Here is a 26,043-nt window from a genome sequence, read left to right on the forward strand (position 1 = left end):
CGACGATGCGCAACTTCCTTGTTCTGTGACCGCCGCTATGGTGTGGTGTTCACGTACCACAACGGAGCGCAGTCGTACTACGCCGTCAGGGGCTTCCGCGGCTCGCTGACGGTCTGAATAGTCCGCTTTGCGCGCATCGATCAGCCCTTCCCCGGCAGCGACTTCAGGTAGAGATACAAGGCCCGCAGATCCGTCTCGCTCATTTCCCGCAGCGATTCAAACGGCATCACCTTCACCGCCGAACCGTCGGGCCGCTTGCCGCTTCGGAACAAGGCGATCAACGCGTCGGCGTCCGGGTAGCGGCCCATCACGCTGCCTTCACCGGGGGTGAGCTTCGACGCCGGGGGCCAGTCCGGCGGGCCGCCGGGTATCTTGCCGCCGCCGAGATTCTCGGCGTGGCAGCCGATGCACATGTTGGCCACGTACTTGCCGTGTTCCACGGTCACGCCTTCGGGCACGGGTTGTTGCGGAGGCAGGTTGTGGTCGATGCGCGCTGCGGCGTCCTTGATGACGCCGTAGCCGTAGAGCGCCTTCACCGGCAGCGGCAGTTTCAGCACCGTGCCCTGGCCGCTCGCGGGCGGCAGTGAGCGCACGTAGGCCACGAGCGAAGCTAGGTCGTCGTCGGTGAAACGGTTGTAGTCTTCGCTCGGCATGATCATCAGCGGCCGGCCCTTGGGGCCCACGCCGTGGCGGATGGCGCGCACCCAGTCCACCTCCTGGTAGCCGGCCACCACGCCGCCGGGGCCGGTGGTGATGTTGGGGCCGGCGATCACCAGGCCACCGTCTTCCGCAAAGGTGCGGCCGGTGCCGGTGCTGCCGTGGCAATCCACACAGCCGCGCGACGAAAACAGGTACTTGCCCCGCTCGAGCGCGGCGGCATCGGTGCGCAGCGCCACCGGTTTCACCGGCACGTCCACAAAACGCTGCATCTTGCGCTCGGCCAGGAAAACGCCGATGCCCAGTGCCGTGGCCGCCAGCAGCACGAGCGCGGTGAGCCCCGCGAGCAGGGTCCGCATCCAGTTTCTCTTCTTCATTTTTCCGCCTCCTGTGGTGAATCCACGGGCGGCATTTCACGCGAGCGCGTGGGGCGGTGTCAAGCGCCGGTGTCGCGTGCGGGCGGCTGCCAGCGGAAGAACATGGGATACACCTTCTCCACCACCGGGCCGTTGAAGTCCCAGCCCACGCATTGGCCCAGGTGGGCCGGCGGGCGACCGTCGCTGGAGGGGGAGAACACGCCGGTGCGCGTCTGGAACGCGGCGGTGGCCAGGTTGAACAGCAGTTCGCGCAGATGTGTGCAACCCTGAATGCCGCCCAGATGGCGCTGGATGGTGTGGCGCCAGCCGCGCCCCAGCACCTCGCCCACCATGCCCTGCATCGGGGGCATGGCTTGCGGGCAGGGATCGTGGGGAAAAGCGTCCATGGCCACTGCGATGTCGCGGATCACCATGGCTTCGTCGAAGGTGACGCGCAGCCGCATGTGATGAATCGGCTCACCGGCAGGGATGTGTTCGCCGGCCTTCAGATCGATGTCGTGCGGCTTGCTGTCGTGCAGCTCGCCTTCGATGTCCCACAGGCCATCGTCGCGGCGGAAGCCCTGGTAGTGCACGCGGCGGTTGTGCATGGGCGTGCGGGCTTGGGGCGGTGGCAATGGCAAGGCGAAATCTCCATCGAATTCAGGGCAGGGGGCTATTTTCGGCCATGCGGGGCGCATCGGATGGCACACTGCGGATTCCCCTTTCCGTCCATCCCCATGACGAACCACACCCCCGATCACCCTCACCACCACGATCCGGCCTGGAAGCACGACGGTGTGCGCGTGATCCCGGGCAACCAGCTTGATGGCAACGTGCCGTCCACGCCGGGCATGGACCGCAAGGCGGCGATCAACTTTGCGCGGGTGGGTGCGCAGAAGCTCTGGGCCGGCACGGTGACCATCCACGCCAACGCCAAGACCGGCGCGCACCACCACGGGCCGCTGGAGAGCGTGATCTACGTGGTGCGTGGCCGCGCGCGCATGCGCTGGGGCGAGCAACTCGAATTCACCGCCGAGGCTGGCCCAGGCGATTTCATCTACGTGCCCCCGTTCGTGCCGCACCAGGAGATCAACGCCAGCGCCACCGAGGTGCTCGAATGCGTGCTGTGCCGCAGCGATGGCCAGGCGGTGGCGGTCAACCTGGACATCGAGCCGGTGGAAAAACCCGAGCAGGTGCTGTGGGTGGACCCCACGCACCCCACGGGCGGGGTCTGAGGCTTTTTCAAGCCCGGGCTGCGCGCCACCGCAGCGCCAGCGCGGCCAGGCTCGATGCGGTGGCGAGCGCGGTGACGCCGGCCCAGCCCCACTGGGCAAACAGCGCGCTGCCCACTGCGGCGCCCAGCGCCATGCCGGTGAACATGGCCACGAACAGCAGGGCGTTCAAGCGGCTGCGGGCACCGGGGTCTGCGCCGTAGATGATGGTCTGGTGGGCGATGAGCGAGCCCTGGAAGCCCAGGTCGAACCCGATGACGGAGCCCGCAAGCCACCAGAGTTGCAGGTTTGCAGGCAGCCAGGGAATGGCCGCCATCGACGCGAACGACACCGCCGCCACGCCCGCGCCGAGCAGCGTGATGGGCTGAGCGCCGTGCCGGTCGGCCAGGCGGCCGAACACCGGCGCGGCCAGGGCGCCTGCAGCCCCGGCCAGGCCGAAGGCCCCCGCGGCTGCCGCGCCCAGATGGAACGGTTCGCCATGCAGCCACAGCGCCAGCGTGGACCACACCGCACCGAAGCCTGTTGCCAGCGTGCCCTGCGCCAAAGCGGCGTACCGCACGCTGCGGTGCAGGCTCCACAGATGTCGCATGGAACCCAGCAGCGCGCCATAGGCCAGCGTGGTGGTGGGCTTGAAGGCCGGCAGGAAGCGCCACAGCGCCAGGCCCAGCAGCCCCGTGGCGACGGCCGCGCTGAAAAACATGGCACGCCACCCCAGGTGCTCGGCTGTGAAGCCGCTGATCACGCGCGAAAGCAGAATGCCCAGCAGCAGGCCGGTCATCACGGTGCCCACCACCCGCCCACGCTGGGCGTCGGGCGCCAGCGTGGCGGCGGCGGGCACGATGTCTTGCGCCAGCGTGGCGGCCACCCCTATGGCCAGGCTCGCCGCCAGCAGCGGCGCCACGGAAGGTGAAACGGCTGCCGCCAGCAGGGCCACCACGAGCAGCACGACCTTGATCAGGATGAGGGTGCGGCGGTCGTGCCGGTCGCCCAGCGGTGCGGTGAACAGGATGCCCGCCGCGTAACCGAGCTGGGTCAGCGTGGGCACCAGGCCCATGGCCTGGTTGCTGGCGCCGATGTCTGCGCCCAGCACCCCCAGCATGGGCTGGCTGTAATACAGCGAAGCCACCGAGAGACCGGCGCCCGTGGCGAGCAGCAGGGTCAGCCCGCTGGAGAGGCCGGCGCCCGCCGTGTGCGCAGCCAGCGTATTCGTGGAAGGAATGGCGGACATGGTGTAAACCCTTGGTTTTTAATTGACGGCGAGTCTGTCACAGCGAAACCAAAGCCGGTAGACCGAGAAACGGCACTTCAGATATACGATCGGCGCATGAATGAAAGCGCCACGGGCGACCGCCTGGACCTCATGCAGACCTTCGTTCGCATCGTCGAGGCGGGCAGCCTCTCGGGTGCAGCGGCCCAGATGGGCACCACGCAACCCACGGTGAGCCGGCGGCTGCAGGCGCTCGAACGTACCCTCGGCGTGCGCCTGCTCCAGCGCTCCACGCGCGGCATGCGCCTGACCGAAGACGGCGAGCGCTGCTTCGAGCGCGCCAAGACCCTGCTGGAGAGCTGGGACTCGTTTGAATCCGAGCTGCGCGGCGTGGGTGAGGAGGCGCAAGGCAACCTGCGGGTGCTTGCGCCCCACGCGCTGGGGCAAGAGCATTTCGTGCGGCCGCTTACCCAGTTCCTGCAGCGCAATCCCCGCGTCAATGTCGACTGGCTGCTGCGCGACGACGAACGCGACCTGATCGGCGAAGGCATCGACTGCGCACTGCGCGTGGGCGAAGTGCGCGATCCCTCGGTGGTGGCGATCAAGCTGATGGACGTGCCGCGCATCGTGGTGGCCGCGCCCGGCGTGCTGCGCGGCCAGCCGGTGCCCGAACACCCCGACGAACTCGTGGGCCTGCCCTGGATGGCGCTGCGCACCTACTACCGCACCGAAGTGGCGCTGTCGCACGCGGTCTCGGGCGAGACGCGGCAGGTGGCGATCCGGCCGCGCCTGAGCACCGACAGCCTTTATGCGCTGCGCAACGCCGCGGTGATGGGCGTGGGCGTGTGCGTGGCCTCGGCGTGGTTGCTGAACGACGACCTGGAACAGGGTCGCCTCGTGCAACTGGCGCCCCAGTGGCAGGCGGCGCCGCTGCCGCTGCACCTTATCTATCCCTACGCCAGTTTCTACCCGGTGCGCCTGCGGCGCTTTGTGGAAGCCATGCGCGAGGCCGCGCCCACGCCGCTCAGGTTTTCAGCGACATGGTCAGGCGCGGTTCCCGGTTGATCTTGAACACGGCGACCGCCTGCACCAGTTGCAGGGCCTGGGCCTTCAGGCTGTCGGAGGCGGCGGCGCTTTCTTCCACCAGCGCCGCGTTCTGCTGCGTGACCTTGTCCATCTGGCTGACTGCTTCGCCCACCTGGCCCACGCCCTGGCTCTGCTCGCTGGTGGCGCTGCTGATTTCACCCACCAGGTCGGACACACGGCGAATCGCTTCCACCACACCCTGCATGGTCACACCGGCCTGGTCGGCCAGCACCGTGCCGTTGGCCACGCGCTGAACGCTCGCGTCGATCAGGCCCTTGATCTCCTTGGCCGCCTGCGCGCTGCGCTGCGCGAGGTTGCGCACCTCGGCAGCCACCACCGCGAAGCCACGCCCCTGTTCGCCAGCGCGGGCGGCTTCCACCGCCGCGTTGAGCGCGAGGATGTTGGTCTGGAACGCAATGCCGTCGATCACACCAATGATGTCGGCGATGCGGCGCGAGCTGTCGTTGATGCCCTTCATGGTCTCCACCACCTGGCCCACCACGTCGCCACCTTGGGCCGCCACTTCCGAGGCGTTCTTCGCCAGGGCGTTGGCCTTCTGCGCGTGGTCGGCGGTCAGGCGCACGGTGGTGTCCAGCTCTTCCATCGACGCTGCGGTTTCCTCCAGCGCCGAGGCCTGCTGTTCGGTGCGGGTGGACAGGTCGGTGTTGCCCTGGGCGATCTGTGCGCTGGCCTCCGACACCAGGGCTGCGTTGTCCTGCACATGGCTCACGGTGTCGCTGATGCGCTGCTGCATGGTGCGCAGGGCCTCCAGCAATTGACGTGTGTCGTCGTTGCCCACCAGCGCGATGGGCATGGCCAGGTTGCCCTGAGCCAGATGCCCAGCGGCCGCCACCGCCTGGCCCATGGGGATGGCCATGAGGCGGGCCACCCACAGCGCGCCCAGCACCAGCGTGACCGTGGCCACGAGCACCGCCAGGCCAAGCGTCCACAAGGATTGTGTGACGCTTGTTGAAGCGGCTTCGGAGATGGCGGCGCCATCTTCTTCGATCATTCCCGAGAGATCTTCCAGCGCGTCTTCTAGTTGCGCAAACGCCTGGTTCAGCGCCGGCAACTGGGCTTCCGCCTGCGCCACGCCCTGGGTCGAGCCGGCCACCACCGCCTGTGCGGCCTGCGTGTATTGCTTCACCACCGGCAGCGCGCTCTCCAGCGCCTTGCGCGACCGGTCGTCGATGCCGGAGGCAGCGATCTTCGCCAGCGCGGCGTCGAAGGTCGCCACGTGATCGTCCAGGTCAGTCCTCGCGGCGGCGATGGTGGCGGCGTCGCCTTTCATGGCGGCGAGCAGCGCGCGCTGGGCATCGCCGCGCAGGGCGTCGTGCATCATGTCGGCGCTCAGCGTGGCCTGCAGCGCCTGGCTCGACAGGGCCGATGCCTCGACCTTGACCGCCATGGACGAAACGGCCAGCAGACCGATGCCGCCCGCAGCCGACACCAGCGCGGCGCCGGCCAGGCCCAGGCAGAGGATCTGGGTGCGAAGTTTCATGAAGGCTCCTGTAGGAAGAGACCACGCTGCGGATGCGCAGGCGATCGTTGCTTCCGTTTCGGCGCGCTGCCGCGCTTGTGTAGCGCGGGGTGACCGGCGGTCGCTTCTGGACGCCGCAACTTCAGCCCCGGAACACCTTCACTCGACAAAAGCGTGGTCGCGCCGCCGGCGCATGGCCGGCAGGGCCGCCACGATCAGGGCCAGCGCGGCCAGCCCCAGCATGGCCGCTGTGGCCGGGCGTTCAAGGAAGATGATCGGGTCGCCGGCCGAGAGCACCAGCGAGCGGCGGAAGTTCACCTCCAGCAGCGGGCCGATCACAAAGCCCAGCAACAACGGGGCGGGTTCAAAGTCCAGCCGCAGCAGCAGGTAGCCGATGAGGCCGAAGCCGATGAGTGAATAGACGTGGAACACGTTGTTGGAGATGCTGAGCACGCCGATGCAGCAGAAGCCCACGATGATGGGATAGAGCAGGTGGTAGCGCACCGTGAGCAGCCGCACCCAGATGCCGACCAGGGGCAGGTTGAGCACGAGCAGCATGGCGTTGCCCAGCCACATGGAACAGATCAGACCCCAGAACAGCGCGGGCTGCTGCAGCATCACCGTGGGGCCGGGCGTGATGCCCTGAACGATCAGCGCACCGATCATCAAGGCCAGCACCGGGCTGGCCGGAATGCCCAGCGTGAGCATGGGAATGAAGGACGTCTGCGCGGCGGCGTTGTTGGCCGACTCCGGCCCGGCGATGCCTTCGATCGCACCCTTGCCGAAACGCTGAGGCTGCTCCGCCAGTTTTTTCTCCAGCGAGTAAGACGCGAACGACGCCAGGATGGCACCGCCCCCCGGCAGCACGCCCAGCGCAGAGCCCAGCGCCGTGCCACGCAGCATGGGCTTGACCATCTGGCGGAATTCTTCTCGCGTCGGCATGAGGCCGCCCACGGCGCTCACCTCGGGGCTGCGGGAGCGACCGATCTCGAGGTTGCGCAGAATCTCGCAGATGCCGAACAGGCCCATGGCCATGGCCACGAACTCCAGCCCGTCGGCCAGCTCGGGCAGGCCGAAGGTGAAGCGCTCGGTGCCGCTGTCCAGGTCTTGCCCCACCGTGCCCAGCAGCACGCCAAGCACCAGCATGGCGAGCGCCTTCATCACCGAGCCCTGCGCCAGCGTGATCGAGGCAATGAGGCCGAGCACCATCAGCGCGAAATATTCGGGTGAACCCACCTTGAGCGCGAGTTCGGTCAACGGCGGCGCGAGCAGTGCGACGAGCAGGGTGGCGCAGGTGCCGGCGAAGAACGAACCGATGGCGGCGGTGGCCAGTGCGGTGCCGGCCCGGCCCTGCCGCGCCATCTGGTGGCCGTCGAGCGCGGTCACGATGGACGAGGCTTCGCCCGGCATGTTGATGAGGATGGCGGTGGTCGAGCCGCCGTACTGCGTGCCGTAGTAGATGCCCGCCATCATGATCAGCGCGGCCACCGGCGGCATCACGAAGGTGATGGGCAGCAGCATCGAAATGGTGGCCACTGGCCCGATGCCCGGCAGCACACCCACCAGCGTGCCCAGCAGCACGCCCAGAAAACACAGCAGCAGGTTCTGCCAGCTCAGACTGGTGGCGAAGCCCAGGGCGAGGTTGTCGAGGAGTTCCATGTCAGGTGAACAACGTGCCCAGCATCGGGACCGGCATCCGCAGGAAATACACGAACACCAACCAGGAAAACAGCACCATGCCCGTGGCCAGCAACAGGCTGGAGCGAACGCTGGAACGCGGGCTGGCCGCACAGGCCAGCAGCACCGCACCAACGAGCGCCGGGCCCAGGCCCAGCACGCGCACTGTGAGCCCGAACCACAGCAGGGCCAGGCTGATCGAGACGATGGCGCGCCAGGGTGTGGCGCCGGCATCGGCGTCCAGCCCCGGCCGGGCCGCACGACCTTTGCGCAGACCGCCCGCGAGAATGAGCACGCCGAGCACGCACAGCATGGCCGCCAGGGCGCGCGGGAAATAACCCGGACCCATGGCGTCGAAGTTCGTCAGGGCGAGCCCCCGGCCGGCGAACAGCGCAAAGGCGCCCATCGCCAGCAACAGGAGGCCCGCGGCGATGTCCTTGCGGTTCATGCGCGGGCGTGCGTGTGGCGCTGCTTCAGCGTCCCAGAGGCGGGATGCCGATCGTTTCGGGCGAGGCCTTGGTGAGGCCGGCGGCGTGCATCATCCAGGCCGACGACACCACGGTCGGAGTCACGGCATCCTCCGCCGCCTTGCCGGCCAGCACGGTCAGCAGCGCGCCACGGTCTTCGGCCCAGGTGGCCAGCTGGGGCGACTTCGCGATCTTCTCGTTCCACAGCTTGGTCACGGTGTCGATCACGTTCTGCGGCACGCCCTTCGGAATCAGGATGCCGAACTGTGTGGTCACCGCCGGCAGGTTGGGAATCCACTGCTTGATGGAGGGAATAGAGCCGTAGCCCTTGATCTCCAGCGGCGCATTGCTCAGGGCCGCCAGCGGCTTCAGGCGTTTGCCGCGAATCATCTCGGCCTGGTCGCTGGCCAGCTCGGCGTTGATGATGGTCTCGCCCGACACCGTGGACAGCACCGCCGGCGCACCACCCTGGTAGGTGACATGGCGGTACTTGATGTTCACGGTCTGCGCCACCGCTTCCATGGCGAAGTGGCCGCTGGTGGCCGGGCCGGCAGTGCCCACCGTCAGCTGGCCGGGCTTGTCCTTCAGCGCGGCGAGCAGGGCGCCGAAATCGTTGTAGGGCGAGTTGCTGGCCACGCTGATCACGGGTACGTTGGTGATCGCCAGGAACTGGTGGAACTCATCCAGGCCGACCTTCACGTCGCCCATGATGCCGTAGGTGCCCACCAGGCGGTGCGCGGTGCCGAGCCAGGTGTAGCCGTCCTTGGGCGCGTCGCGCACGGCGCGTGCGCCAATGGCGCCGGTGGCACCGGGCTGGTTGGTCACCACGAAACGCTGGCCGAGCGACTTCTCCATTTCCACCGCCACCAGACGGGCCACCTGGTCGGCGGTGCCACCGGGCGGGAAGGGCACCACGATGGTCACCGAACGATCGGGCTTCCATTCCTGGGCGTGGGCGGCGAAGGGGGCGATGGGCGCGGCGACCAGCAGGGCGAGGGCCACGCGGCGGTTCAGTGTGTTCATGGTGTCTCCAAGGGTGGTGGGGTTGGAAATGCGGTCTTGTGCCAGACCGTCTGCTAGAGGAAAAACCGGCGTTCAGTGCGCGATGTCGGGCCGGTAGGCAGCCAGGTCGTCGTACTGCACGAGTTCGAGCGGGTTGCCTTCGCAATCGCGGAAGAAAAGCAGGCGGGTGCCCGGGCGCGTCTGCACCGGCGCATCGCTCATGAGCTTCACGCCGGCCGCCTTCAGCCGGACGATGGCGGCTTCGATGTCGCCGACCACGAAGGTCAGGTAGGCGATGCCCGCCGGGCCCAGGATGGTCTCTGCAGCCGGGTCACCCACCGGGCCGGGCGTGGACTGCAGCAGCTTGATGCGCTCGCCGTAGTTGGTCTGCATGCGCACCATGCGAAAGGCCACCGGGCCGAAGCCCGCGAGTGCGGCGCGGTCGGGCGCCAGCGTGGCCTCGGACATCCGCTGGAAGCCCAGCGCCTTTTCGTAGAACTCCGCGGCGCGGTCCACGTCCTTCACGCTGATGCCGATTTCCAGAGGGGCTTTCATGTGGATCGTCATGGCATGGCTCCTGAGGGTGGCGTGAAGGTCAGAAAGGGTTGGTGACGATGCCGCCATCGACCCGCAGCGCCGCGCCGTTGGTGGCGCTCGATGCCTTGGACGCCACGTAGCAGATGAGGTTGGCGATTTCTTCCGGCGAGGCGTAGCGCTGCAGCAGCGATGCAGGGCGGCGCTCGGTGAAGGTGCGCGCGGCCAGATCATCGGCCGTGGTGCCCATGTTGGCGGCGCGTGCCGCCAGCCGCACCGGTGCCATCTCCACCCAGGTCGGGCCGGGCAGCACCGAGTTCACGGTGACGTTGGTGCCCTTGGTGGATTCGGCCGCTCCACGTGCGATGTACATCTGCGCCGCCTTGGAGAAACCGTAGTGCACCATTTCCTTTGGCACGTAGATGGCGGACTCGCTGGAGACGAACACCACGCGGCCCCAGTCCTTGTGGTCCAGCATGTCCTTCAGGTAGTGGCGGGTGAGCCGCACACCGCTCATCACGTTCACCTCGAACATGCGCGTCCAGTCTTCGTCGGGGATGTCGAAGAAGCCCTTGGGCTCGTAGATGCCCATGTTGTTGACGAGGATGTCGACCGACGGATGCGCGGCGATGATGGCTGCGCAACCTTCGGCGGTGCCGAGGTCGGACACCGCCTGGTGCACCTTGGCACCGGGCACGGCGGCCACGATCTTGGCGGCGGCTTCGGCCACGGCGGGGGCCGCGCGACCATTGACGATGACCTCGGCGCCCATGCGGGCGAGGCCGGTGGCGCTGGCCAGGCCGATGCCTCGCGTGGAGCCCGAAACGAGCGCGAGTTTTCCTCTGAGATCCAGATCCATGGCGTTGTCTCCGATTTGTAGATGTGACGCGCCTGACCGGTTGAATACCGGTTGGTCTGCGAAGTGGCGCTACTGTATGCAGGCCATGCTGGCCTGACCAGCCTGTCGTCGAAAAAGACTTTTTCAGCGGTGGAACAGAAGGCCGCCGCAGCGCCAGGCCGCCCGCCTCAGCCGCCGGTGAAGATCTCGGTGGCGAGCTTCATGAGCGCCATCACCGGTGCGTCGAGCATCGGCAAGGTGAACGCAATGCCGAGCAGACCGGCCGACAGCGTGAGCGGGAAGCCGATGGCGAAGGCGTTCATCTGCGGTGCGATGCGCGAGACGAAGCCGAGCACGATGTTGATGAACAGCAGCATGCCGATCATGGGCAGCGCGATCCACAGACCGTAGCGAAACACCACCGCGCCGAGCTCGTGCAGGCGCATGCGGTTGATCGACTCGAAGGCGCTCGCGCCGACCGGGAACAGCTCGAAGCTGGAGATCACCGCACCGATCAGCATGAGGTGGCCGTTGAGCACCACGAAGAGCAGCATGGTGGTGTTGCCGAAGAAGCGGCCCACCGTGCTCGACTGCGAGTTGGTGGACGGATCAAAAAAACCGGCGAAGTTCAAACCCATCTGCAGGCCAATGAGTTCACCGGCCAGTTCGACCGAAGCGAACACGATGCGCACCGCCAGCCCAATGGCAACGCCCACCACCACCTGCTGCATCACCACCGCGAAGGCGCCGGGGTCGGTGAGGGCCACCATGGGTTGCTCGGGCATCCCGGCCTGCGCGCACACCGCGACGATGAAAGCCAGCGCCACACGCGTGCGCATGGGGACCGACCGCGCAGAGAAAATCGGCGCGCTGGAAAACACCGCGAGGATGCGCAGAAACGGCCAGAACACCGGCGAGACCAGCGCCATCACCTGAGCTTCGGTGAAGGTTGGCATGATCAGCCTGTCCGGTGCGCTGTGTCCCCTCGAGAGACACCGAGGAACCGGCTTCGCCGGGCCTCTGGTGTCGCCCCCTTGAGGGGGTCGCGCGAAGCGCGGCGGGGGTGTTCCATCTATATCGCGTAGTTCGGGATTGACAGGATCGTGTTGCGGATGAACTCGACCATGGTGGTCATCATCCACGGGCCGGCGATGGCAAACACCGCGATGGCGCCGATGAGCTTGGGCACAAAGGCCAGCGTGGCTTCGTTGATCTGCGTGATGGCCTGGAACAGGCTCACCAGCAGGCCGATGCCCAGCACCGTGCCCAGCACCGGCGCGGCCACCATGAGCAGCAGGAAGAGGGCGTTCTGCCCCATCGTGAGGGCGGCTTGGGGGTCCATGGTCTTGTCCTAGGTGGCGAAGGAAGCGGCGAGCGAGCCGATCAACAGATTCCAGCCATCCGCGAGCACGAACAGCATGAGCTTGAATGGCAGGGCCACCAGCACCGGCGACAGCATCATCATGCCCAGCGACATCAGCACGCTAGCCACGACCATGTCGATCACCAGGAAGGGGATGAAGATCATGAAGCCGATCTGGAACGCGGTCTTCAGCTCACTGGTGACGAAGGCCGGCACCAGCACGCGGAACGGCGCGGTCTCGGCGGTCACGTCGTTGGGCAGCTTGGCCAGCTTGGCAAAAAGTTCAAAGTCGGACTGGCGCGTCTGCTTGAGCATGAAGGCGCGCATGGGGGCCTGGCCGCGTTCCAGTGCCTGCTCGAAGCTGATGGCGTTCTTTGAATACGGGTCGTAGGCGTCGGCGTAAACCTTGTCCAGCGTCGGGCCCATCACGAACAGCGTGAGGAACAGCGACAGCCCCACGATCACCTGGTTGGGCGGCGCGGACTGGGTGCCCAGTGCCTGGCGCAGCAGCGACAGCACGATCACGATGCGGGTGAAGCCCGTCATGAGCAGCAGCACCGCCGGCAGGAAAGACAGCGCGGTGAAGAACAGCAGCGTCTGGATCGGCACCGAGTAGGTGTTGCCACCCGCGCCCTGGCCAACCATGAGCGGCAGCGAGGGGCCGGTGGGTGCGGCAGGCGCGCCTTGGGCAAAGGCGCTGGCACCAAGCAACACCAGGACGGTCGCACCAAGGAGCCGCAGTGCGGTTTCAACGCGCATGAGGCGCTTTCGTGAGTTGGGCCAGGCGCGCAGCAAAACCGGTGGCTGCGGGCATCTGGCCGGGTGTCTGGATTTCGGGTTCTGATGGCATGGTCATCTGGTGCAGCGCGCTCACGCCACCCGGCGCCACGCCCAGCACCAGGCACACACGCTCGTCGCCCTGGCCCACCTGCACCGTCACCACGCGCTGCTGCGGCCCCAGCGAGAGGCTGGAGAGCACTCGCAGCGCCGGGCCGTTGCCCTGGCCGGCCACGCCGGGCAGGCGGCCCCGGGCCCACTTCAGGGCGAAGGCGATGCCCACCATGAGGGCGAGCAGAAGCAGCGCGGGAATCGCGTTTTGCAGCATGTCGGGCTCGGTATTGGGATCAGGTGCGGCTTACGCGCCGCATGCGCTCGGACGGGGTGACGATATCGGTCAGGCGGATGCCGAACTTGTCGTTCACCACCACCACCTCGCCCTGCGCGATCAGGTAGCCATTGATCAGCACGTCCATGGGTTCGCCGGCCAGCGCGTCGAGTTCCACGATGGAGCCCTGTGCCAGCTGCAGGATGTACTTGATCGGCACGCGGGTGCGACCGAGTTCTACCGAGAGCTGCACCGGAATGTCCAGCACCATCTGGATGTCCTGCATCGGGTTGCTCGCGCTGGGGGTCACCGGCACTGCGTTGGCCTCGAATTCGGGCGCGCCATCGGCGTGTGCGTTGGCCGAGCCGGCCTGTTCTTCCAGGGCCTGTGCCCAGTCGTCGGTGACGGCGTCGTTCATGGTGTTGGTGGTCTCAGTTGACATACGAATCTCCCAGCCAGTTCGCGTCGATGCCGCGCAGGTTGCGTTCCACGCGCAGTGCGTATTTGCCCTTGTGGGTGCCGTACTGGCATTCAAAAACCGGCACGCCATCCACATGGGCTTTGATCGTGGGCATGCGGTCGAGCTCGATGAAATCGCCGATCTGCATCGCCAGCAGTTGCTCCACCGTGGCCTCGGTCTGTGCCAGCTCGGCCACCATGCTCACCTCGGCGGCCTGGATTTCGTGGCTCAGCAGCTTGACCCAGCGGCGGTCCACCTCGATGGCGTCGCCCTGCACGCTGGAATACAGCACGTCGCGGATCGGCTCCAGCGTGGCGTAGGGAATGCAGATGTGCAGTGAGCCCGAGATGTCGCCGATCTCCAGTGTGAAGCTGGTGGACACCACGATCTCGCTCGGCGTGGCGATGGTGGCGAACTGCGGCTGCATTTCCGAGCGCTGGTAGGCCAGCTCGATCGGGTACACGCCGCGCCAGGCCTTCTTGTATTCCTCGGCCACCACGTCCACCAGGCGGTTGATCACGCGCTGTTCGGTGGGGGAAAAATCGCGGCCTTCAATGCGGGTGTGAAACTTGCCGTTGCCGCCATACAGGCTGTCGATCACGCCGAACAGCAGGGTGGGCTCGCACACCACCAGGCCGTTGCCGCGCAGCGGGCGGATGGCCATGATGTTGAAGTTGGTGGGCACCACCAGCTCGCGCAGGAAGGCGCTGTATTTCTGCACCTGCACCGCACCCACCGAAATCTCGGGGCTGCGGCGAATGAAGTTGAAAAGACCCAGGCGCAGGTTGCGCGAGAAGCGCTCGTTGACGATCTCCATGGTGGGCATGCGCCCACGCACGATGCGTTCCTGGCTCGAGAGGTTGTAGTTGCGCACGCCATCGGTGGGCACTTCTTCCTTGGCCAGCTTCTGGCTCTCGCCCGTGACGCCTTCGAGCAGGGCGTCGATCTCTTCCTGGGACAGAAACGAATCGGCCATGGCGTGTCGTCCTGTTTATTGAACGATGAAGCTGGAGAACAGCACGGCCTGAACCGGGCTCGGTTGGGCCTTGGCACCCGCCTTGGCGCTCGTGTAGCCCATCTCCTTGGACACCGTGGCGATGATGTCGGCCGAGAGCTTTTCCTTGCCCTGCACCTGCAGCATTTCTTCGGCGGTGCGCTGCGAGATCAGCACCAGGATCTGGCTGCGGATGCTCGGCAGGTAGACCTTGACGGCGGCTTCGGTGGCGCTGTCCTGGAGCTGCAGCGTCAGGCCGAGCTGGACGAAACGGTTGCCACCGGCATCGGCCAGGTTGACCACCATGTTCTCCAGCGGCAGGAAGGTGGGCGGGGTTTTGGACTTGTGGCTCTCTTCGGCTGCCGCCTCTTCATCGCCGTGTTCGTCGGCGGTGTTCTTCTTCAGGATGAACAGCGCACCCCCTGCGCCGGCGAGCGCCAGCACCACCACGCCGACGATGATGAACAGCAGCTTTTTGCTCTTCTTCTTCGGCGCTTCGGGAGCGGCGGCGGTGGCGGCAGTGGCGGCGGCAGCGGCGGACATGGATTTCCTTCGGCAAACACGCGGAATGCGTGTGGGGTTGAAGGAATTATTGGGGTGGGGCCCCTGGGGTATTCACTGGAAAAGCACCCGAAAAGGCGGTCTTTCCAGAGCTAGGGAGAACGGGCCAACCGCCGGGCCGCCCCAAGGCTGGCCCAGCCACCGTGGGGGCAGCGACCCGCGAAGCGGTGGAGCGTGGGGGCGCTTTGCCTAGACAAAAAGGTCGAGCGGCTGGCTGCCGTCGGCGCGGGGAGACGGGCGTGGAGACGGAGGCGTGGCCACGGCGGGTTCTGCTTTTCCGATCGTCTCACCCCGGGTGACCGTGGGCGTGTGCGGGCTGTGGCCACCTTGCTGTTGCCCCTGCGTGCCCACCGACACGTTGCCCAGCTGGATGCCGCTGCGCTGCAGCAGCTCGGTCAGGGTGTCGCTGGCGCTCTCGCGCAGGCTGGCGCGGGCTTCGGCGTTGTCGCTCTGGAAAGCCACCTGAACCTCCTGGCCCTTCATGGAGAGCTGGATGTCGATGGCATCGGTGCCGGATTCGCCCACGCGCAGGCTGGCGTGGCGCAGGTGCTGCGTGCCCCAGTGGCTGACGGTGGGGCCTTCGGCTTCGCGTTCGGCGCGCGTGCCGTCCTGGCCTTGCCCCGTCTGGTCGCCAGGCAGGGTATCGCCGGACGATCCGCCCGTGCTGTCGCCGGTGGCGCCGCCTTCGGCACCCGTGGGGCTTGCCACGCCGGGTGCGGCTTCAAAGGCCGCTGTGCGTGCGCCACCGCCACCGGGCAGCACCAGTTCGGCGCCGGCCTCGCGCGGCGTGGTCGACGTGTTGAGGACGCTGGTGAGGGTGAAGCGCTCGTCGAGCGCCACCGTGCTGCGCACGCTGGCCAGCGGCGCGTGGTGCGGTTGCTGGACGGCCTGGCTGGCGAACTGCTGCTGCAACGCATCGGTGCTGGACACCGCGCCGCGCTGCCACACCATGGCGGGCGCGCCCGCCTGGGCCGGTGTTTCCATGCGGCTGGCAAAGGCGGGGCGGGCCGCCGGGGTGGCGAAGGCCGGCCGCGCGGGTGCACTGGCCGGTGCGGCCAAGTCGGCAGTGGCGATTTTTTCGTCCACCACTGGCGTCATGCCGGTGATGTCCAAGCCGCCCGCCTCGGGCTTGCCTGCGGTGGGCAGGGCGGTTTCTTTGCCGAGCGCTGGCGCTGTGGTGCTGGCGGGCGCTGCAGTGGCGCTGGCTGGGGTGGTGTTGCTGCTGCCGGTGTTCGCGGGTGTGGCGGCCGCGCTGGCTGGCGTGGCCCAGGCGAGCAGGGCGGTCAGCGGATTCGGCTCTTCGGCGTCCTCTGCAGGAGCGTCGGTGGCCGACGGCTCGGCTGGCAGGGGCGTTGCGTCCGGCTCCAGGCGGGTGTCGCTCACCAGATTCAGCAAGCTGGCGAACAGGTCGGGCTCGGCGGGCTTCTCGGCCGCCGCCTTGCTGTGCGCAGCGGACTGCGCCGGACGTTGTGACTCGGCGGGTCGGGAAACGGCGTTGGCGGTGCTCATCGGGCGTGCCCTTCGTTGCGCGACTGGGCCTGCGCCAGGCTCTGGCGCAGGTGGATGGCCAGCGCCAATTCATCGGTCTGCTTCTGCTCCTGGCGCTCGGCCCGGTGCGTGATGGCCTGCTGCTTGCGCTCGGTGAATTTGCGCAGGCCGGCGAGGTCGCGTTCGGCCGCGTGCACCTGTTCCTGGCTGCGTTCGATCATGGCCTGGCGTTCACCCAGCACGCCGCGCTGAAACTCCATGGCGTGGTCGATCTTCTGCATGAACTGGCGGTGGTGCATGAGCAAGGCCGTGTCCACACCGACGCTGCTGCGAACCTGCCAGCGCGCCTGCGATTCCTGCGCGTAGGCACTGAGCTGGTCCATCTGGTCCTGCGCAATCTGCAACTCGCGCTGCATGCGGCCCAGGTTGCCCATCGCCTCGTCGCGCCGCTTCTCGGCCAGCTCCACCACCTTGTTCAGCGTCTGGATCGTCGTCATCCCTGTTGTCCTTCATAGGGGTTGTGATGGGGGCGCGCCTGACGCTGTGGCGACGCCTTTTCTTCCTGCAGTGCGGCCTGAAGTTGCTGCAGGCTGTCCGGCAGCGTGGCCGCCTCAAACATGTCCTGCATCAGGAAACGCTGCAGGGCGGGGTAGAGCACGATGGCGCGGTCGGTCTCGGGGTCGCTGCCCGGCACGTACGCGCCGAGCTGGATCAGATCGCGGCTCTTCAGGTAGCGCGAATACAGGCCACGGAAACGGCGCGCGAGTTCCAGGTGCACGGCACCGGCCACGTTGTGCATCACGCGCGAAGCCGAGGCCTCCACGTCGATGGCGGGGAAGTGGCCGGATTCGGCGAGTGAGCGCGAGAGCACGATGTGGCCGTCCAGAATGGCGCGCGCGGCATCCGCAATCGGATCCTGCTGGTCGTCGCCCTCGGAGAGCACGGTGTAGAAGGCGGTGATGGAGCCCACGCCATTGGGGCCGTTGCCACTGCGCTCCACCAGTTGCGGCAGCTTGGCAAAGCACGAGGGTGGGTAGCCCTTGGTGGCTGGGGGCTCGCCAATGGCCAGCGCAATCTCGCGCTGCGCCATGGCGTAGCGGGTGAGCGAATCCATGAGCAGCAGCACGTCCAGACCATCGTCGCGGAAGCGCTCGGCAATGGCGGTGGCGTAGGCAGCGCCCTGCATGCGAACCAGCGGCGGCGCGTCGGCCGGCGCAGCCACCACCACCGAGCGCTTGCGGCCCTCGGCGCCCAGAATGTCTTCAATGAATTCCTTCACCTCGCGGCCGCGCTCGCCGATCAGGCCGACCACGATCACATCGGCCTTGGTGTAGCGGGCCATCATGCCCAGCAGCACGCTCTTGCCCACACCGGAGCCGGCGAACAGGCCGATGCGCTGGCCACGGCCCACGGTCAGCAGGGCGTTGATGGCGCGCACGCCGGTGTCCAGCGGTTCGCGCACCGGAGCCCGGTCCATGGCGTTGAGCGGAGCGCGGTCCATCGGTTCGATGTCCACGTTCAGAATCGGGCCCTGGTGGTCCAGCGGGTTGCCGTGCGAATCGACCACGCGGCCGAGCAGGCCCCGGCCCAGTGGCAGGCGAAGCGTGCCCCGGTCGTCCGGCGAAGGCGGCTTGTTGGCGTGGCCCACGCGCGGCACGGTGCGGTAGGGCGCCAGCGGCGTCACGCTGGCGCCACTGGCCAGGCCGTGTGTGTCGCCAGCGGGCATGAGGAAAGCGCGGTCGTTGGAGAAGCCCACCACCTCGGCCAGCACCGGTTCCTTGCGGCCGTTGCTGATGAGGCACTGCGAGCCCACCGGCACCTTCAGGCCCACCGCCTCCAGCACCAGACCGGCCAGGCGGGTGAGCGTGCCTCGTACTTCCAGCGGGGTGTCCACCTTGGCGTTGGCGCGCACGTCCTCCATGAAATGACCCCAGCGGCTCTCGGCACCGAACACGCTGTCAGACATCGGCATTCTCCGGGTTCCAGTTGGCGTTCAAGCCGAGGTTGCCCACAGCGCGGGCCCAGCGCTTCTCGATGGTGGCGTCCACCGCCATGGTGGCCGACTCGATCAGGCAGCCACCGGGGCTCACGCTGGCATCGGCCACGAACTCGGGCACCGGGCTGGACAGGGTTTCCTGCAGCGCGCCCTTCATGAGCGTGAGGTCGCCGGGGTTCATGCGCACGGTGGCGGGCAGGCCGTCGTCCACCAGTTGCGAGAGCGCCTCGGCAATCACCGGCTTGAGTGGGTTGGTGTCGCTCTGCAATTCGCGGCGCACCACCTGGCGCGCCAGGTCGCAGGCGATTTCGAGAATCTGGCGCGAGATCTGGTCTTCGCTCTTCTTCAGGTGATCGCGCGTGTTGCGCAGCAATTGCGCCATGCGCACGGCGGTTTCTTCGGCGGTCTTGCGCAGCGTCGCTTCCAGCGCGTCGCGCACTTCCTGCGCACCGGCATCGTGGCCGCGCGCGAAACCCTCGGCGTGTGCCTGCTGCCGGGCCTGCTGCAACACCTCGGTCGTCACGCCCTCCTGATCGGAGCCTGCGCTGGTGTCTGCGCTGCCATCCACAGCTGAAAAATGCCACGCGGCCACGCCATCGATTTCCTCGCGCGGGATGAAGCGCGAATGCGGATTGGGCTTAGACGAAGGCTTCATCTTCGCCTCCGCCGCTGATCACGATCTGGCCTTCGTCGGAGAGTCGGCGCACCACCTTCAGGATTTCCTTTTGTTGCGCTTCCACTTCCGAGAGCCGCACCGGCCCGCGCGATTCAAGGTCTTCGCGCAGCGCCTCGGCGGCGCGGGTGGACATGTTGCCCAGCACCAGGTCGCGCAGCTCGGTGGTGGCGCCCTTGAGCGCAATCACCAGCGAATCGGAAGCCACTTCCTTCAGCACCATCTGCATCGACTTGCCGTCGAGCTTGAGCAGGTCTTCGAAGGTGAACATCTTGTCCATGATCTTCTGAGCCAGATCGGGATCGAACTCGCGGATCGAGTCGATCACCGAGTTCTCGATCTGCGTGCCCATCATGTTGATGATCTCGGCGGCGGTCTTCACGCCCCCCATCGAGGTCTTGCGGATCTTGTCGCCACCGGCCAGCACCTTGTAGAGCACCTCGTTGAGGTCTTTCAGGGCCGTGGGCTGGATGCCTTCGAGCGTGGCGATGCGCAGCATCACTTCGTTGCGCGTGCGCTCGGTGAAATTCTTCAGCACACCTGCGGTCTGGTCGGATTCCAGGTGCACCAGGATGGCGGCCACGATCTGCGGGTGTTCGTTGCGCAGCAGCTCGGCGATTGACAGCGGGTCCATCCACTTCAGGCTTTCGATGCCCGACACGTCGCCACCTTGCAGGATGCGGTCGATCAGCAGCGAGGCCTTGTCGTCGCCCAGCGCGCGCTTGAGCACGGCGCGCACGTAGTTGTCGGTGTCCGACACCAGCAGGCTTTGCGAAGAGGCCTCGCTGGCGAACTTCTGCATCACCTGGTCCACCCGGTCGTGCGAGACCGAGCGCGTCTTGGCGATGGTCTCGCCCAGCTTCTGCACTTCCTTGGGCGAGAGGTGCTTGAACACCTCGGCCGCTTCCTCTTCGCCCAGCGACATGAGGAAAATGGCCGCGTCCTGGATTCCCGTGTCTTCCATGATCGTTTTCCGGTGAGGTGCTGCGATGAACGGTCAGGCGGGCGCTTCGCCATTCACCCAGCCCTTGACGATGTTGGCCACCGCTGCGGGGTTTTCCAGGGCGAGGCGTTTGGCGTCTGCGATGCGCTGCGTTTCTGCGGTGGGCTGGTTGCTGGCGGGCATGGGCAGGCCCGGGCGCTCGGGCGCTTCGTTGAGCACGGCGCTCAGCGGCTGCAGCGGGGTGTTGGCGCGGGCGGCCACCGGGGTCTTGATCAGTTTCAGGCTCGGGCGCACCAGGCCCATCAGCACCAGCAGGCCCATGCCCACCATGCCCAGCGGCCAGGCCAGGCTGCGCAGCAGGTCCTGGTTGTCGGACTGCTGCCACCATGCTGGCTCACTCACCTCGCTGGTGCGTTCCACGTTGAACGCGGCGTTGACCACGTTCACCGAGTCGCCACGGTCCTTGTTGAAGCCGATGGTCTCGCGCACCAGCGCGGTCATCTGTTCCAGCTGGGCGGCAGGGATGGGCGTGGTGGTTTCCTTGCCCGCCTTGTCGGTGGCGGTGCGGTGGTTGATCACCACGGCAGCGCTCAGGCGTTTGATCTGGCCGCTGGATTCACGCACCACCTTCACCGTCTTGTCGACCTCGTAGTTCACCACCGATTCGCGACGCATCGAGCCCGGTTTGTCGGTGCTCTGGCCGGTGACACCGGTGGGCGCGGCCGCGCCGTTGATGGGGGCGGTGCCGGTGGCGGGCGGCTGGTTGCTCACCGCGCCGGGCACGCCGGAAGGGCGGGCGCTGGCGGCAGAACCGTCTTCCACGGTCTGCTGGCTGCGCACCGCGCTGGGTTCGTTGCCCTGGTTGGGCTTGTGTTGCTCGCTGGTCGACTCAACCATCGAGAAATCCACCTCGGCACTCACCTGCGCCTTCACGTTGTTGCGGCCCACCAGTGGCTCGAGCATCTCCGTGATGCGGCGGGTGTAGAGCTGTTCGAGCTGTTGCACGTACTGCAGCTTCTGGGTGTCGGCGCCCTGCGCCTGTGAGTCGGGCGGGGAAGACTGCAGGTTGCCCGCGTCGTCCACCACGCTGACCGCCTTGGGGTTCATCTCCGGCACGCTGGATGCCACCAGGTGCACGATGCCGGCCACCTGGGCACGGTCCAGCGTGCGGCCGGGGTGCAGCGTGAGCAGCACCGAGGCACTGGGTTTCTGCTGCTCGCGGAAAAAGCCGTTCTGGTTCGGCAGCGCCAGGTGAATGCGCGCGGCCTGCACCGAGGAGAGCGACTGGATGGAACGGGTGAGTTCGCCCTCCAGGCCGCGCTGGAAGGTCAGGCGCTCCTGGAACTGCGTCATGCCGAAGCGGTTGGATTCCATCAGCTCGAAGCCGGTGACCGAGCCCTTGGGCAGGCCTTGCGAAGCGAGGCGCAGGCGCGTGTCGTGCACCTTGTCGGCCGGCACCATGATGGCCTGTCCACCCTCGGCGTGCTTGTAGGGCACGTTCATCTGCGAGAGCTGCGCCACGATGGCGCCGCCGTCCTTGTCGCCCAGGTTCGCGTAGAGCACCCGCCAGTCGGCCTGACGCCCCATGAAGAAGAAGGCCAGCGCAATCGCCAGCAGGGCCATCGCGCCGAGGCCCAGCTTGAGCTTCTGCGACGCGTCCATGCGGGCGAATCCCTCGCCAAAGGCGCTGCGGTTGTTCGCGGGCTGGATGTCCAGTTCGGCAACTGCGGTGGTGCTCATGGGTTCGATGCTCGGGTGAAATGGGGTCGACTCCAGGGCGGGATACACCCTGTTGCAGTCGATTATTCGGTCCCGTCGCCCCGGCCATAGCCGTGAAAAGGCGGTGCTTTGTGCCCTTATTCCCGTCCCTTGCGGGCGGGCCGGCGCCTAGCATCAAGGCGTTGATTCAAAGTCGAAGGAGTCCGCCATGGACATGCGCATTGCCTCTGTCGCCAGCCAGGCCCTCACCGGCATCGGCCAGTCTGCTCTCAAGCGCCCCGGCGCCGCCGGTGGCGTGGATGCCGGCTTTGCCGACAGCTTCAAGGCCACCCTCAAGGGCGTGAGCGCGGCACAGGAAGACGCCTCGCGCCTGCAGACCCAGGTTCAGCTGGGCAACCCCAAGGTCAGCCTGGAAGAAACCATGCTGGCCATGCAGAAGGCCCAGGTGGGTTTCCAGGCCACCTTGCACGTCCGCAACCGGATGGTTCAAGCCTATTCCGACATCATGAACATGAGCGTCTGATTCCGCTCACTCAGTGCATCGGCTGCGGCTGGTTGCGGTCGATCAGCTGCGAGAGGTCGTTCAGCCACGGCTCGGCCAGGCAGCGGATTTCGGCGTCGGTGCGCAGGATGCGCTGCATGATTTTCACCTTCTCCTTGCGCTCGTCGGGGGCCAGATCGGCGCTGCGGGACTTGTGGCGCAACTGCGCGATCAGCACGGCGCAGGCGCCTTCCAGGCGCACCACCTGATCCCAGTTTTCGGTCTGGGCGGCTTCCAGCATCTGGCGGCTCGTGTTCTCGATCGCCTTGTAGTAGTCGAGCAATCCGTGTTCCATGATCAGACTCCCCGCGCGGGCACCGCGCTTCGAATGTGTTGCCAGGATTGGGCGATCGGTTCGATCAGGTCCACCACCTCGGCGATGGCCGCACCGTCGTTGCGCAGGTTGGCGTGCGTCAGGCGCTGGATGCCGTAGTCGTAGAGGCGGTGCAGGTTACCGGCCAGCTCGCCGCCTTCGCGCAGGTTCAGACCCGCCTTGAGGCCTTCTTCCAGAATGCGCACGGCCTTCACCAGCGAAGCACCCTTGATGTCGATCTCGCCACGCTCCAGCGCGCCACGCGCGTGGTTGAGCGTCTGCACCAGCGCATCGAACAGCAGGCCCACCAGCTGGTGCGCGTCGGCGCCCTGCACGCCGGTCTCGGCGGCAACCCGTTTGTAGGCCGATGAGGCGCGTGTGCTGACAGAGGTGAACATGGCTTCGGTTCCTTGTGCTTGATACCTTTCAGTATCGGCAAGCGACCGCGCGACTGTAGGTTCCGGGCGATGAAATGGAGGCGAAAAGTTCATGTTTGTCTTCCCGTCGACATGCAGCAGCCCTATCCAGAGACAGCAAGGGACGGCTGCGCCGGCGCAAGCTGTCGTCCCCCCTCCAAGCGCCGAAGGCGCGTCAGAGAGAGGGGAAGCCGCGTAAGCGGCGCAGGGGGGTGCTCCGCGTCAAGCCGTGTTTTTGTTCCAGAGCGCGATTTGCTGGGTGACGAAGGCGTTCAGCCCACTGAGCCTGCCCACGTTGGCGTCCATGGCGTTGTACTGGGCCAGCAGGCGCACCTCGGCGCGCGCGGCGCGGTCATTCACCTTGTCCTGCTCCTTGCCATTGCGCGTCAGCGCATTCTGGATCGCTTCCGAACGGGCGCTGACCACGCCGTCGGAGTCGATCAGGCCCTGCGCGAAGGTCCGGATCTTCAGGCCAAAGCCCTGTGCGGTGGGGCTCTCGTTGGCCACGGTGAACAACTGCCGCAGGCCTTCATAGTTGGTGGTCAGGGCAGCGTCGAACCGGGTGGCGTTGATGCTCAGCTCGCCGCCGCTTTTGGCCTCGATGCCGACATCGGCCAGGCGCGAAAACGGGCTGCTGGCGCTGACCGATCGCATCATGCTTCGCAGCGCGTTCTGCAGGCCGACTGCGGTGGAATCGCCCTGAAGCGCGCCCGCCGCCTTGGAAGTCGGATCGAACTTGGTGGCATCGGCCAGCGTCTTGGTCAGGGTGTTGTAGGCGTCCACAAAGGCCTGAATGTTCTTGCGCGCACCTTCGGGGTCGATGCTCACGTCGATCTCGACCGGTGCGGTCGTCACCTGCGAGAGCTGCACGGTGAGGCCGGGCAGGGTGTCGGTCATGCGGTTGGTGGCCGAGACCACGGCTACGCCGTTGATGGTGGCCAGCGCGTTCTGCGCTGTCTGAGTGAGGCCCATGCCAGTGGCCACGCCCGGGTCGTACGCCAGGCGAGAGAGGCCGGCACCGCCGGACTCTGCGACCTCGATGCGAAAGCCGTTGGCTTCACCGGTGGTGGACGAGCGCATCAGCAGGCGTTCGCCCGAGGCGTCGCGCAGCACGGTGGCGCTCACGCCGGCGCCGGCTTCGTTGATGCGGGCAGCAATGGTGGTGAGCGTGTCCTCGCCGGGGTTGATGGTGATGTTCACCGGCGTGCCGGTGCCAGCGGTGAAGGCGCCGCCTGCCCAGGTGCCGAGCGAGATGGTCATGGTGCCTGCGCCCATGGCGCTGCCGGTGGCCACGGCGGTGGACGCGGTGGATTGCGCCCGCGCGAGTTGCTGCACCTCAAGCGTGAGCCCGGTGGCGGCGGCACCCGCAGCGGCCGTGACGCTCACGGCAGAGGGGTTGGATGAGGTGCTGGTGACCGCATTCCAGCCGGCCGAGGTGGAGAGCTTGGCTGCGGCGTCGCCGAGGGCCGACACCTGGGACTTGATGGTGCCGTAGACCGAGAGCCTGGTCTTGAACGAGGTGGCCTGTGTCTCCAGCTGCTTGAGCGGCGCTTTTTCGATCGCGACCAGCTGCGACACGATGTTTTGCACATCGAGGCCGCTGCCGATGCCGGGAGATGAGATGGTGGCCATGTTCGCTTCCTCAGGATGGACGCACCGCACGCGGTTGCATGCGGTCTGTGCATCCCGCAAAGCCCGAGGCGGCGAAAGCAACGGTGTGCTTCGCCGCCCGGGACGCCACGCGCAGGCGCGCGGCGCTTTTGCGGATCGGGAAACCGATCAGCGCAGCAGGGCCAGCACGCCCTGGGGCAGCTGGTTGGCCTGGGCCACCATGGCGGTGCCGGCCTGTTGCAGGATCTGGCCGCGCGACAGGTTGGCGGTTTCCGTGGCGAAGTCGGCGTCCATGATGCGGCCGCGGGCAGCAGCCTGGTTCTCCGACGCGATGCGCAGGTTGCTCACCACCGATTCAAAACGGTTCTGCACGGCACCCAGCGTGGCGCGGTTGGTGTTGACCGTGTCCAGGGCGGTGTCGATCAGGCCGATGGCGGCGGTGGCGCCAGCGGTCGTGGCCACAGCACCGGCGATGGTGGGGGCGGCCGTGGCAGCCACGGCGATCGTGTCCGCTGCGTCAGCGCCCACCTGGAAGGTGATGGCGGCACCGAAGACGGCCGTGCCGTTGAAGCGGGTGGTGGTGCCCAGGCGGGTCACTTCGGCCACGAGCTGCTGGTATTCCGCGTCGAGGTTGGCCAGGTCACCGGTCTGGTTCACGCCGTTGGCGCCCTGCACAGCCAGTTCACGCATGCGCTGCAGCGCGTCGCCGATCTTGCCCAGCGCGCCGTCGGCGGTCTGTGCGAAAGAGATCGCGTCGTTGGAGTTGCGGATGGCCACGTTCATGCCACGCACTTGAGCGTCCATGCGGGTGGCGATGGACAGGCCAGCGGCGTCGTCCTTCGAGCTGTTCACGCGCAGGCCGGAAGACAGGCGCTGCATGGAGGTGGAGAGCGAACCGGCCGAGGTGGCCAGGTTGCGTTGTGCATTCAGGGACTGAACGTTCGTGTTGATGGTCGTCATAACTAACTCCTAAAGGTGAATAAAAAGTAATCCGGCATTGCTGCCAATCTCAACGCCAGCCAGAAGGCTGGCCGCCATGACCGGAGCTGGGCGTATCTCATCGGCGTACCCCCCGGGGGTCTGTCACCGTCTCGCCGCTTGCACTTGCCGGACGACGAACCTGTTTTAGAAGTTCGTTGGTTTCAATTTCGGTGACATGCAGGGATTCTTTAGCGCTGCTTGTTTTTCATTGCCCCGAACAGGCCGTGCGGAGCCTGTCAGTTCGCCTCTTTCGGCCTCTGGTTCGTGCAAGCCGTCACGAAAGGGCCGGAACTGAGAACCAAAGGTGTAGGCATTGCGCTGACAACGCCACATTGCGCACCTG

At 66.8% G+C, this 26,043-nt stretch carries 29 protein-coding genes and 1 pseudogene; 4 read left to right on the forward strand and 26 right to left on the reverse strand.

Going from position 1 to position 26,043, the window contains the following annotated elements; all coding sequences use genetic code 11:
• Positions 1-12: 12 nt before the first annotated feature.
• Positions 13-117 (forward strand): annotated as a pseudogene (locus CAP37_RS01630) (DUF4256 domain-containing protein); the annotation flags it as partial.
• A 23-nt stretch (positions 118-140) separates the two neighbouring features.
• Here CAP37_RS01630 and CAP37_RS01635 read toward each other — a convergent pair.
• Together CAP37_RS01635 and CAP37_RS01640 are read right to left on the reverse strand one after the other, a co-directional pair.
• Positions 141-1,034, reverse strand: a complete 894-nt coding sequence (locus CAP37_RS01635) for a cytochrome c (RefSeq protein ID WP_086122557.1) — start codon at positions 1,032-1,034, stop codon at positions 141-143.
• A 59-nt stretch (positions 1,035-1,093) separates the two neighbouring features.
• The gene (locus CAP37_RS01640; protein ID WP_256926850.1) at positions 1,094-1,621 is read right to left on the reverse strand and encodes a DUF2889 domain-containing protein; all 528 of its coding nucleotides are present in this window, start codon (positions 1,619-1,621) and stop codon (positions 1,094-1,096) included.
• Positions 1,622-1,750: 129 nt separating this feature from the next.
• On the opposite strand from CAP37_RS01640, the gene CAP37_RS01645 reads away from it, so the two are divergent.
• Positions 1,751-2,248, forward strand: a complete 498-nt coding sequence (locus CAP37_RS01645; RefSeq protein ID WP_086122559.1) for a cupin domain-containing protein — start codon at positions 1,751-1,753, stop codon at positions 2,246-2,248.
• Positions 2,249-2,255: 7 nt separating this feature from the next.
• On the opposite strand, the gene CAP37_RS01650 is transcribed toward CAP37_RS01645, so the two are convergent.
• On the reverse strand, positions 2,256-3,473 hold the full coding sequence (locus CAP37_RS01650) for an MFS transporter (RefSeq protein ID WP_086122560.1): 1,218 nt from the start codon (positions 3,471-3,473) through the stop codon (positions 2,256-2,258).
• Between the two features lie 96 nt (positions 3,474-3,569).
• On the opposite strand from CAP37_RS01650, the gene CAP37_RS01655 reads away from it, so the two are divergent.
• On the forward strand, positions 3,570-4,517 hold the full coding sequence (locus tag CAP37_RS01655; RefSeq protein ID WP_086122561.1) for a LysR family transcriptional regulator: 948 nt from the start codon (positions 3,570-3,572) through the stop codon (positions 4,515-4,517).
• On the opposite strand, the gene CAP37_RS22105 is transcribed toward CAP37_RS01655, so the two are convergent.
• The 19 genes from CAP37_RS22105 to fliF all read right to left on the reverse strand — a co-directional run bounded on the left by CAP37_RS22105 (position 4,477) and on the right by fliF (position 21,859).
• On the reverse strand, positions 4,477-6,039 hold the full coding sequence (locus CAP37_RS22105; RefSeq protein WP_086122562.1) for a methyl-accepting chemotaxis protein: 1,563 nt from the start codon (positions 6,037-6,039) through the stop codon (positions 4,477-4,479). The genes CAP37_RS01655 and CAP37_RS22105 overlap by 41 nt on opposite strands.
• Before the next feature lie 138 nt (positions 6,040-6,177).
• On the reverse strand, positions 6,178-7,677 hold the full coding sequence (locus CAP37_RS01665; RefSeq protein ID WP_086122563.1) for a tripartite tricarboxylate transporter permease: 1,500 nt from the start codon (positions 7,675-7,677) through the stop codon (positions 6,178-6,180).
• 1 nt (position 7,678) lies between these two features.
• Positions 7,679-8,143, reverse strand: a complete 465-nt coding sequence (locus tag CAP37_RS01670) for a tripartite tricarboxylate transporter TctB family protein (protein WP_086122564.1) — start codon at positions 8,141-8,143, stop codon at positions 7,679-7,681.
• A 25-nt stretch (positions 8,144-8,168) separates the two neighbouring features.
• Positions 8,169-9,185: a tripartite tricarboxylate transporter substrate binding protein gene (locus tag CAP37_RS01675; protein WP_086122565.1), complete on the reverse strand. Its 1,017-nt coding sequence runs from the start codon at positions 9,183-9,185 to the stop codon at positions 8,169-8,171.
• 72 nt (positions 9,186-9,257) lie between these two features.
• Entirely contained in the window at positions 9,258-9,731 is a 474-nt protein-coding gene (locus CAP37_RS01680) for a VOC family protein (RefSeq protein WP_086122566.1), read from the reverse strand.
• Between the two features lie 28 nt (positions 9,732-9,759).
• Complete coding sequence (locus CAP37_RS01685) at positions 9,760-10,557, reverse strand: SDR family NAD(P)-dependent oxidoreductase (RefSeq protein WP_086122567.1); 798 nt, start codon at positions 10,555-10,557, stop codon at positions 9,760-9,762.
• A 167-nt stretch (positions 10,558-10,724) separates the two neighbouring features.
• Positions 10,725-11,492, reverse strand: coding sequence for a flagellar biosynthetic protein FliR (fliR, locus tag CAP37_RS01690; protein ID WP_086122568.1), 768 nt, complete (start codon positions 11,490-11,492; stop codon positions 10,725-10,727).
• Between the two features lie 116 nt (positions 11,493-11,608).
• The gene (gene fliQ / locus CAP37_RS01695) at positions 11,609-11,878 is read right to left on the reverse strand and encodes a flagellar biosynthesis protein FliQ (protein ID WP_086122569.1); all 270 of its coding nucleotides are present in this window, start codon (positions 11,876-11,878) and stop codon (positions 11,609-11,611) included.
• Between the two features lie 9 nt (positions 11,879-11,887).
• A complete protein-coding gene (gene fliP / locus CAP37_RS01700) occupies positions 11,888-12,658 on the reverse strand; it encodes a flagellar type III secretion system pore protein FliP (protein WP_086122570.1) in 771 nt (256 codons plus the stop codon).
• Positions 12,648-13,004, reverse strand: a complete 357-nt coding sequence (locus CAP37_RS01705; protein WP_086122571.1) for a flagellar biosynthetic protein FliO — start codon at positions 13,002-13,004, stop codon at positions 12,648-12,650. Before CAP37_RS01705 ends, fliP begins: the two co-directional genes overlap by 11 nt.
• A 19-nt stretch (positions 13,005-13,023) precedes the next feature.
• Entirely contained in the window at positions 13,024-13,446 is a 423-nt protein-coding gene (gene fliN / locus CAP37_RS01710) for a flagellar motor switch protein FliN (protein WP_086122572.1), read from the reverse strand.
• Positions 13,436-14,440: a flagellar motor switch protein FliM gene (fliM, locus tag CAP37_RS01715; RefSeq protein WP_086122573.1), complete on the reverse strand. Its 1,005-nt coding sequence runs from the start codon at positions 14,438-14,440 to the stop codon at positions 13,436-13,438. The genes fliN and fliM overlap by 11 nt, the downstream gene beginning before the upstream one ends.
• A gap of 15 nt (positions 14,441-14,455) precedes the next feature.
• Positions 14,456-15,001, reverse strand: coding sequence for a flagellar basal body-associated protein FliL (fliL, locus tag CAP37_RS01720; RefSeq protein ID WP_086122574.1), 546 nt, complete (start codon positions 14,999-15,001; stop codon positions 14,456-14,458).
• Positions 15,002-15,208: 207 nt separating this feature from the next.
• Positions 15,209-16,528, reverse strand: a complete 1,320-nt coding sequence (locus CAP37_RS01725) for a flagellar hook-length control protein FliK (RefSeq protein WP_086122575.1) — start codon at positions 16,526-16,528, stop codon at positions 15,209-15,211.
• Positions 16,525-17,004 (reverse strand): flagellar export protein FliJ, encoded by a 480-nt coding sequence (gene fliJ, locus CAP37_RS01730; protein WP_086122576.1) that lies wholly within the window; start codon positions 17,002-17,004, stop codon positions 16,525-16,527. The genes CAP37_RS01725 and fliJ overlap by 4 nt, the downstream gene beginning before the upstream one ends.
• Complete coding sequence (gene fliI / locus CAP37_RS01735) at positions 17,001-18,473, reverse strand: flagellar protein export ATPase FliI (RefSeq protein ID WP_373271032.1); 1,473 nt, start codon at positions 18,471-18,473, stop codon at positions 17,001-17,003. The genes fliJ and fliI overlap by 4 nt, the downstream gene beginning before the upstream one ends.
• Positions 18,466-19,158, reverse strand: coding sequence for a flagellar assembly protein FliH (locus tag CAP37_RS01740; protein WP_086122578.1), 693 nt, complete (start codon positions 19,156-19,158; stop codon positions 18,466-18,468). The genes fliI and CAP37_RS01740 overlap by 8 nt, the downstream gene beginning before the upstream one ends.
• A complete protein-coding gene (gene fliG / locus CAP37_RS01745; protein WP_086122579.1) occupies positions 19,142-20,140 on the reverse strand; it encodes a flagellar motor switch protein FliG in 999 nt (332 codons plus the stop codon). Before fliG ends, CAP37_RS01740 begins: the two co-directional genes overlap by 17 nt.
• A 33-nt stretch (positions 20,141-20,173) precedes the next feature.
• Complete coding sequence (gene fliF, locus CAP37_RS01750; protein ID WP_086122580.1) at positions 20,174-21,859, reverse strand: flagellar basal-body MS-ring/collar protein FliF; 1,686 nt, start codon at positions 21,857-21,859, stop codon at positions 20,174-20,176.
• Positions 21,860-22,046: 187 nt separating this feature from the next.
• On the opposite strand from fliF, the gene fliE reads away from it, so the two are divergent.
• The gene (gene fliE / locus CAP37_RS01755) at positions 22,047-22,361 is read left to right on the forward strand and encodes a flagellar hook-basal body complex protein FliE (protein WP_086122581.1); all 315 of its coding nucleotides are present in this window, start codon (positions 22,047-22,049) and stop codon (positions 22,359-22,361) included.
• A gap of 10 nt (positions 22,362-22,371) precedes the next feature.
• Here fliE and CAP37_RS01760 read toward each other — a convergent pair whose 3' ends face one another.
• The 4 genes from CAP37_RS01760 to CAP37_RS01775 form a co-directional block, all read right to left on the reverse strand.
• Complete coding sequence (locus CAP37_RS01760; protein ID WP_086122582.1) at positions 22,372-22,674, reverse strand: flagellar protein FliT; 303 nt, start codon at positions 22,672-22,674, stop codon at positions 22,372-22,374.
• 2 nt (positions 22,675-22,676) lie between these two features.
• Positions 22,677-23,090, reverse strand: a complete 414-nt coding sequence (gene fliS, locus CAP37_RS01765; protein WP_086122583.1) for a flagellar export chaperone FliS — start codon at positions 23,088-23,090, stop codon at positions 22,677-22,679.
• 240 nt (positions 23,091-23,330) lie between these two features.
• Positions 23,331-24,740, reverse strand: coding sequence for a flagellar filament capping protein FliD (gene fliD, locus CAP37_RS01770; protein WP_086122584.1), 1,410 nt, complete (start codon positions 24,738-24,740; stop codon positions 23,331-23,333).
• Positions 24,741-24,887: 147 nt separating this feature from the next.
• Positions 24,888-25,679: a flagellin gene (locus tag CAP37_RS01775; protein WP_086122585.1), complete on the reverse strand. Its 792-nt coding sequence runs from the start codon at positions 25,677-25,679 to the stop codon at positions 24,888-24,890.
• Between the last annotated feature and the right edge of the window lie 364 nt (positions 25,680-26,043).

Origin of the sequence: Hydrogenophaga sp. IBVHS1 (genome assembly GCF_002127265.1) — a bacterium.
In the GTDB taxonomy this organism is placed as follows: domain Bacteria; phylum Pseudomonadota; class Gammaproteobacteria; order Burkholderiales; family Burkholderiaceae_C; genus Hydrogenophaga.

Excerpts from the sequence above, each read along its gene's own strand:
- CAP37_RS01635 (WP_086122557.1), bottom strand. The coding sequence starts at position 1,034 with ATGAAGAAGAGAAACTGGATGCGGACCCTGCTCGCGGGGCTCACCGCG.
- CAP37_RS01640 (WP_256926850.1), bottom strand. The coding sequence starts at position 1,621 with ATGCACAACCGCCGCGTGCACTACCAGGGCTTCCGCCGCGACGATGGC.
- CAP37_RS01645 (WP_086122559.1), top strand. The coding sequence starts at position 1,751 with ATGACGAACCACACCCCCGATCACCCTCACCACCACGATCCGGCCTGG.
- CAP37_RS01650 (WP_086122560.1), bottom strand. The coding sequence starts at position 3,473 with ATGTCCGCCATTCCTTCCACGAATACGCTGGCTGCGCACACGGCGGGC.
- CAP37_RS01655 (WP_086122561.1), top strand. The coding sequence starts at position 3,570 with ATGAATGAAAGCGCCACGGGCGACCGCCTGGACCTCATGCAGACCTTC.
- CAP37_RS22105 (WP_086122562.1), bottom strand. The coding sequence starts at position 6,039 with ATGAAACTTCGCACCCAGATCCTCTGCCTGGGCCTGGCCGGCGCCGCG.
- CAP37_RS01665 (WP_086122563.1), bottom strand. The coding sequence starts at position 7,677 with ATGGAACTCCTCGACAACCTCGCCCTGGGCTTCGCCACCAGTCTGAGC.
- CAP37_RS01670 (WP_086122564.1), bottom strand. The coding sequence starts at position 8,143 with ATGAACCGCAAGGACATCGCCGCGGGCCTCCTGTTGCTGGCGATGGGC.
- CAP37_RS01675 (WP_086122565.1), bottom strand. The coding sequence starts at position 9,185 with ATGAACACACTGAACCGCCGCGTGGCCCTCGCCCTGCTGGTCGCCGCG.
- CAP37_RS01680 (WP_086122566.1), bottom strand. The coding sequence starts at position 9,731 with ATGACGATCCACATGAAAGCCCCTCTGGAAATCGGCATCAGCGTGAAG.
- CAP37_RS01685 (WP_086122567.1), bottom strand. The coding sequence starts at position 10,557 with ATGGATCTGGATCTCAGAGGAAAACTCGCGCTCGTTTCGGGCTCCACG.
- fliR (WP_086122568.1), bottom strand. The coding sequence starts at position 11,492 with ATGCCAACCTTCACCGAAGCTCAGGTGATGGCGCTGGTCTCGCCGGTG.
- fliQ (WP_086122569.1), bottom strand. The coding sequence starts at position 11,878 with ATGGACCCCCAAGCCGCCCTCACGATGGGGCAGAACGCCCTCTTCCTG.
- fliP (WP_086122570.1), bottom strand. The coding sequence starts at position 12,658 with ATGCGCGTTGAAACCGCACTGCGGCTCCTTGGTGCGACCGTCCTGGTG.
- CAP37_RS01705 (WP_086122571.1), bottom strand. The coding sequence starts at position 13,004 with ATGCTGCAAAACGCGATTCCCGCGCTGCTTCTGCTCGCCCTCATGGTG.
- fliN (WP_086122572.1), bottom strand. The coding sequence starts at position 13,446 with ATGTCAACTGAGACCACCAACACCATGAACGACGCCGTCACCGACGAC.
- fliM (WP_086122573.1), bottom strand. The coding sequence starts at position 14,440 with ATGGCCGATTCGTTTCTGTCCCAGGAAGAGATCGACGCCCTGCTCGAA.
- fliL (WP_086122574.1), bottom strand. The coding sequence starts at position 15,001 with ATGTCCGCCGCTGCCGCCGCCACTGCCGCCACCGCCGCCGCTCCCGAA.
- CAP37_RS01725 (WP_086122575.1), bottom strand. The coding sequence starts at position 16,528 with ATGAGCACCGCCAACGCCGTTTCCCGACCCGCCGAGTCACAACGTCCG.
- fliJ (WP_086122576.1), bottom strand. The coding sequence starts at position 17,004 with ATGACGACGATCCAGACGCTGAACAAGGTGGTGGAGCTGGCCGAGAAG.
- fliI (WP_373271032.1), bottom strand. The coding sequence starts at position 18,473 with ATGTCTGACAGCGTGTTCGGTGCCGAGAGCCGCTGGGGTCATTTCATG.
- CAP37_RS01740 (WP_086122578.1), bottom strand. The coding sequence starts at position 19,158 with ATGAAGCCTTCGTCTAAGCCCAATCCGCATTCGCGCTTCATCCCGCGC.
- fliG (WP_086122579.1), bottom strand. The coding sequence starts at position 20,140 with ATGGAAGACACGGGAATCCAGGACGCGGCCATTTTCCTCATGTCGCTG.
- fliF (WP_086122580.1), bottom strand. The coding sequence starts at position 21,859 with ATGAGCACCACCGCAGTTGCCGAACTGGACATCCAGCCCGCGAACAAC.
- fliE (WP_086122581.1), top strand. The coding sequence starts at position 22,047 with ATGGACATGCGCATTGCCTCTGTCGCCAGCCAGGCCCTCACCGGCATC.
- CAP37_RS01760 (WP_086122582.1), bottom strand. The coding sequence starts at position 22,674 with ATGGAACACGGATTGCTCGACTACTACAAGGCGATCGAGAACACGAGC.
- fliS (WP_086122583.1), bottom strand. The coding sequence starts at position 23,090 with ATGTTCACCTCTGTCAGCACACGCGCCTCATCGGCCTACAAACGGGTT.
- fliD (WP_086122584.1), bottom strand. The coding sequence starts at position 24,740 with ATGGCCACCATCTCATCTCCCGGCATCGGCAGCGGCCTCGATGTGCAA.
- CAP37_RS01775 (WP_086122585.1), bottom strand. The coding sequence starts at position 25,679 with ATGACGACCATCAACACGAACGTTCAGTCCCTGAATGCACAACGCAAC.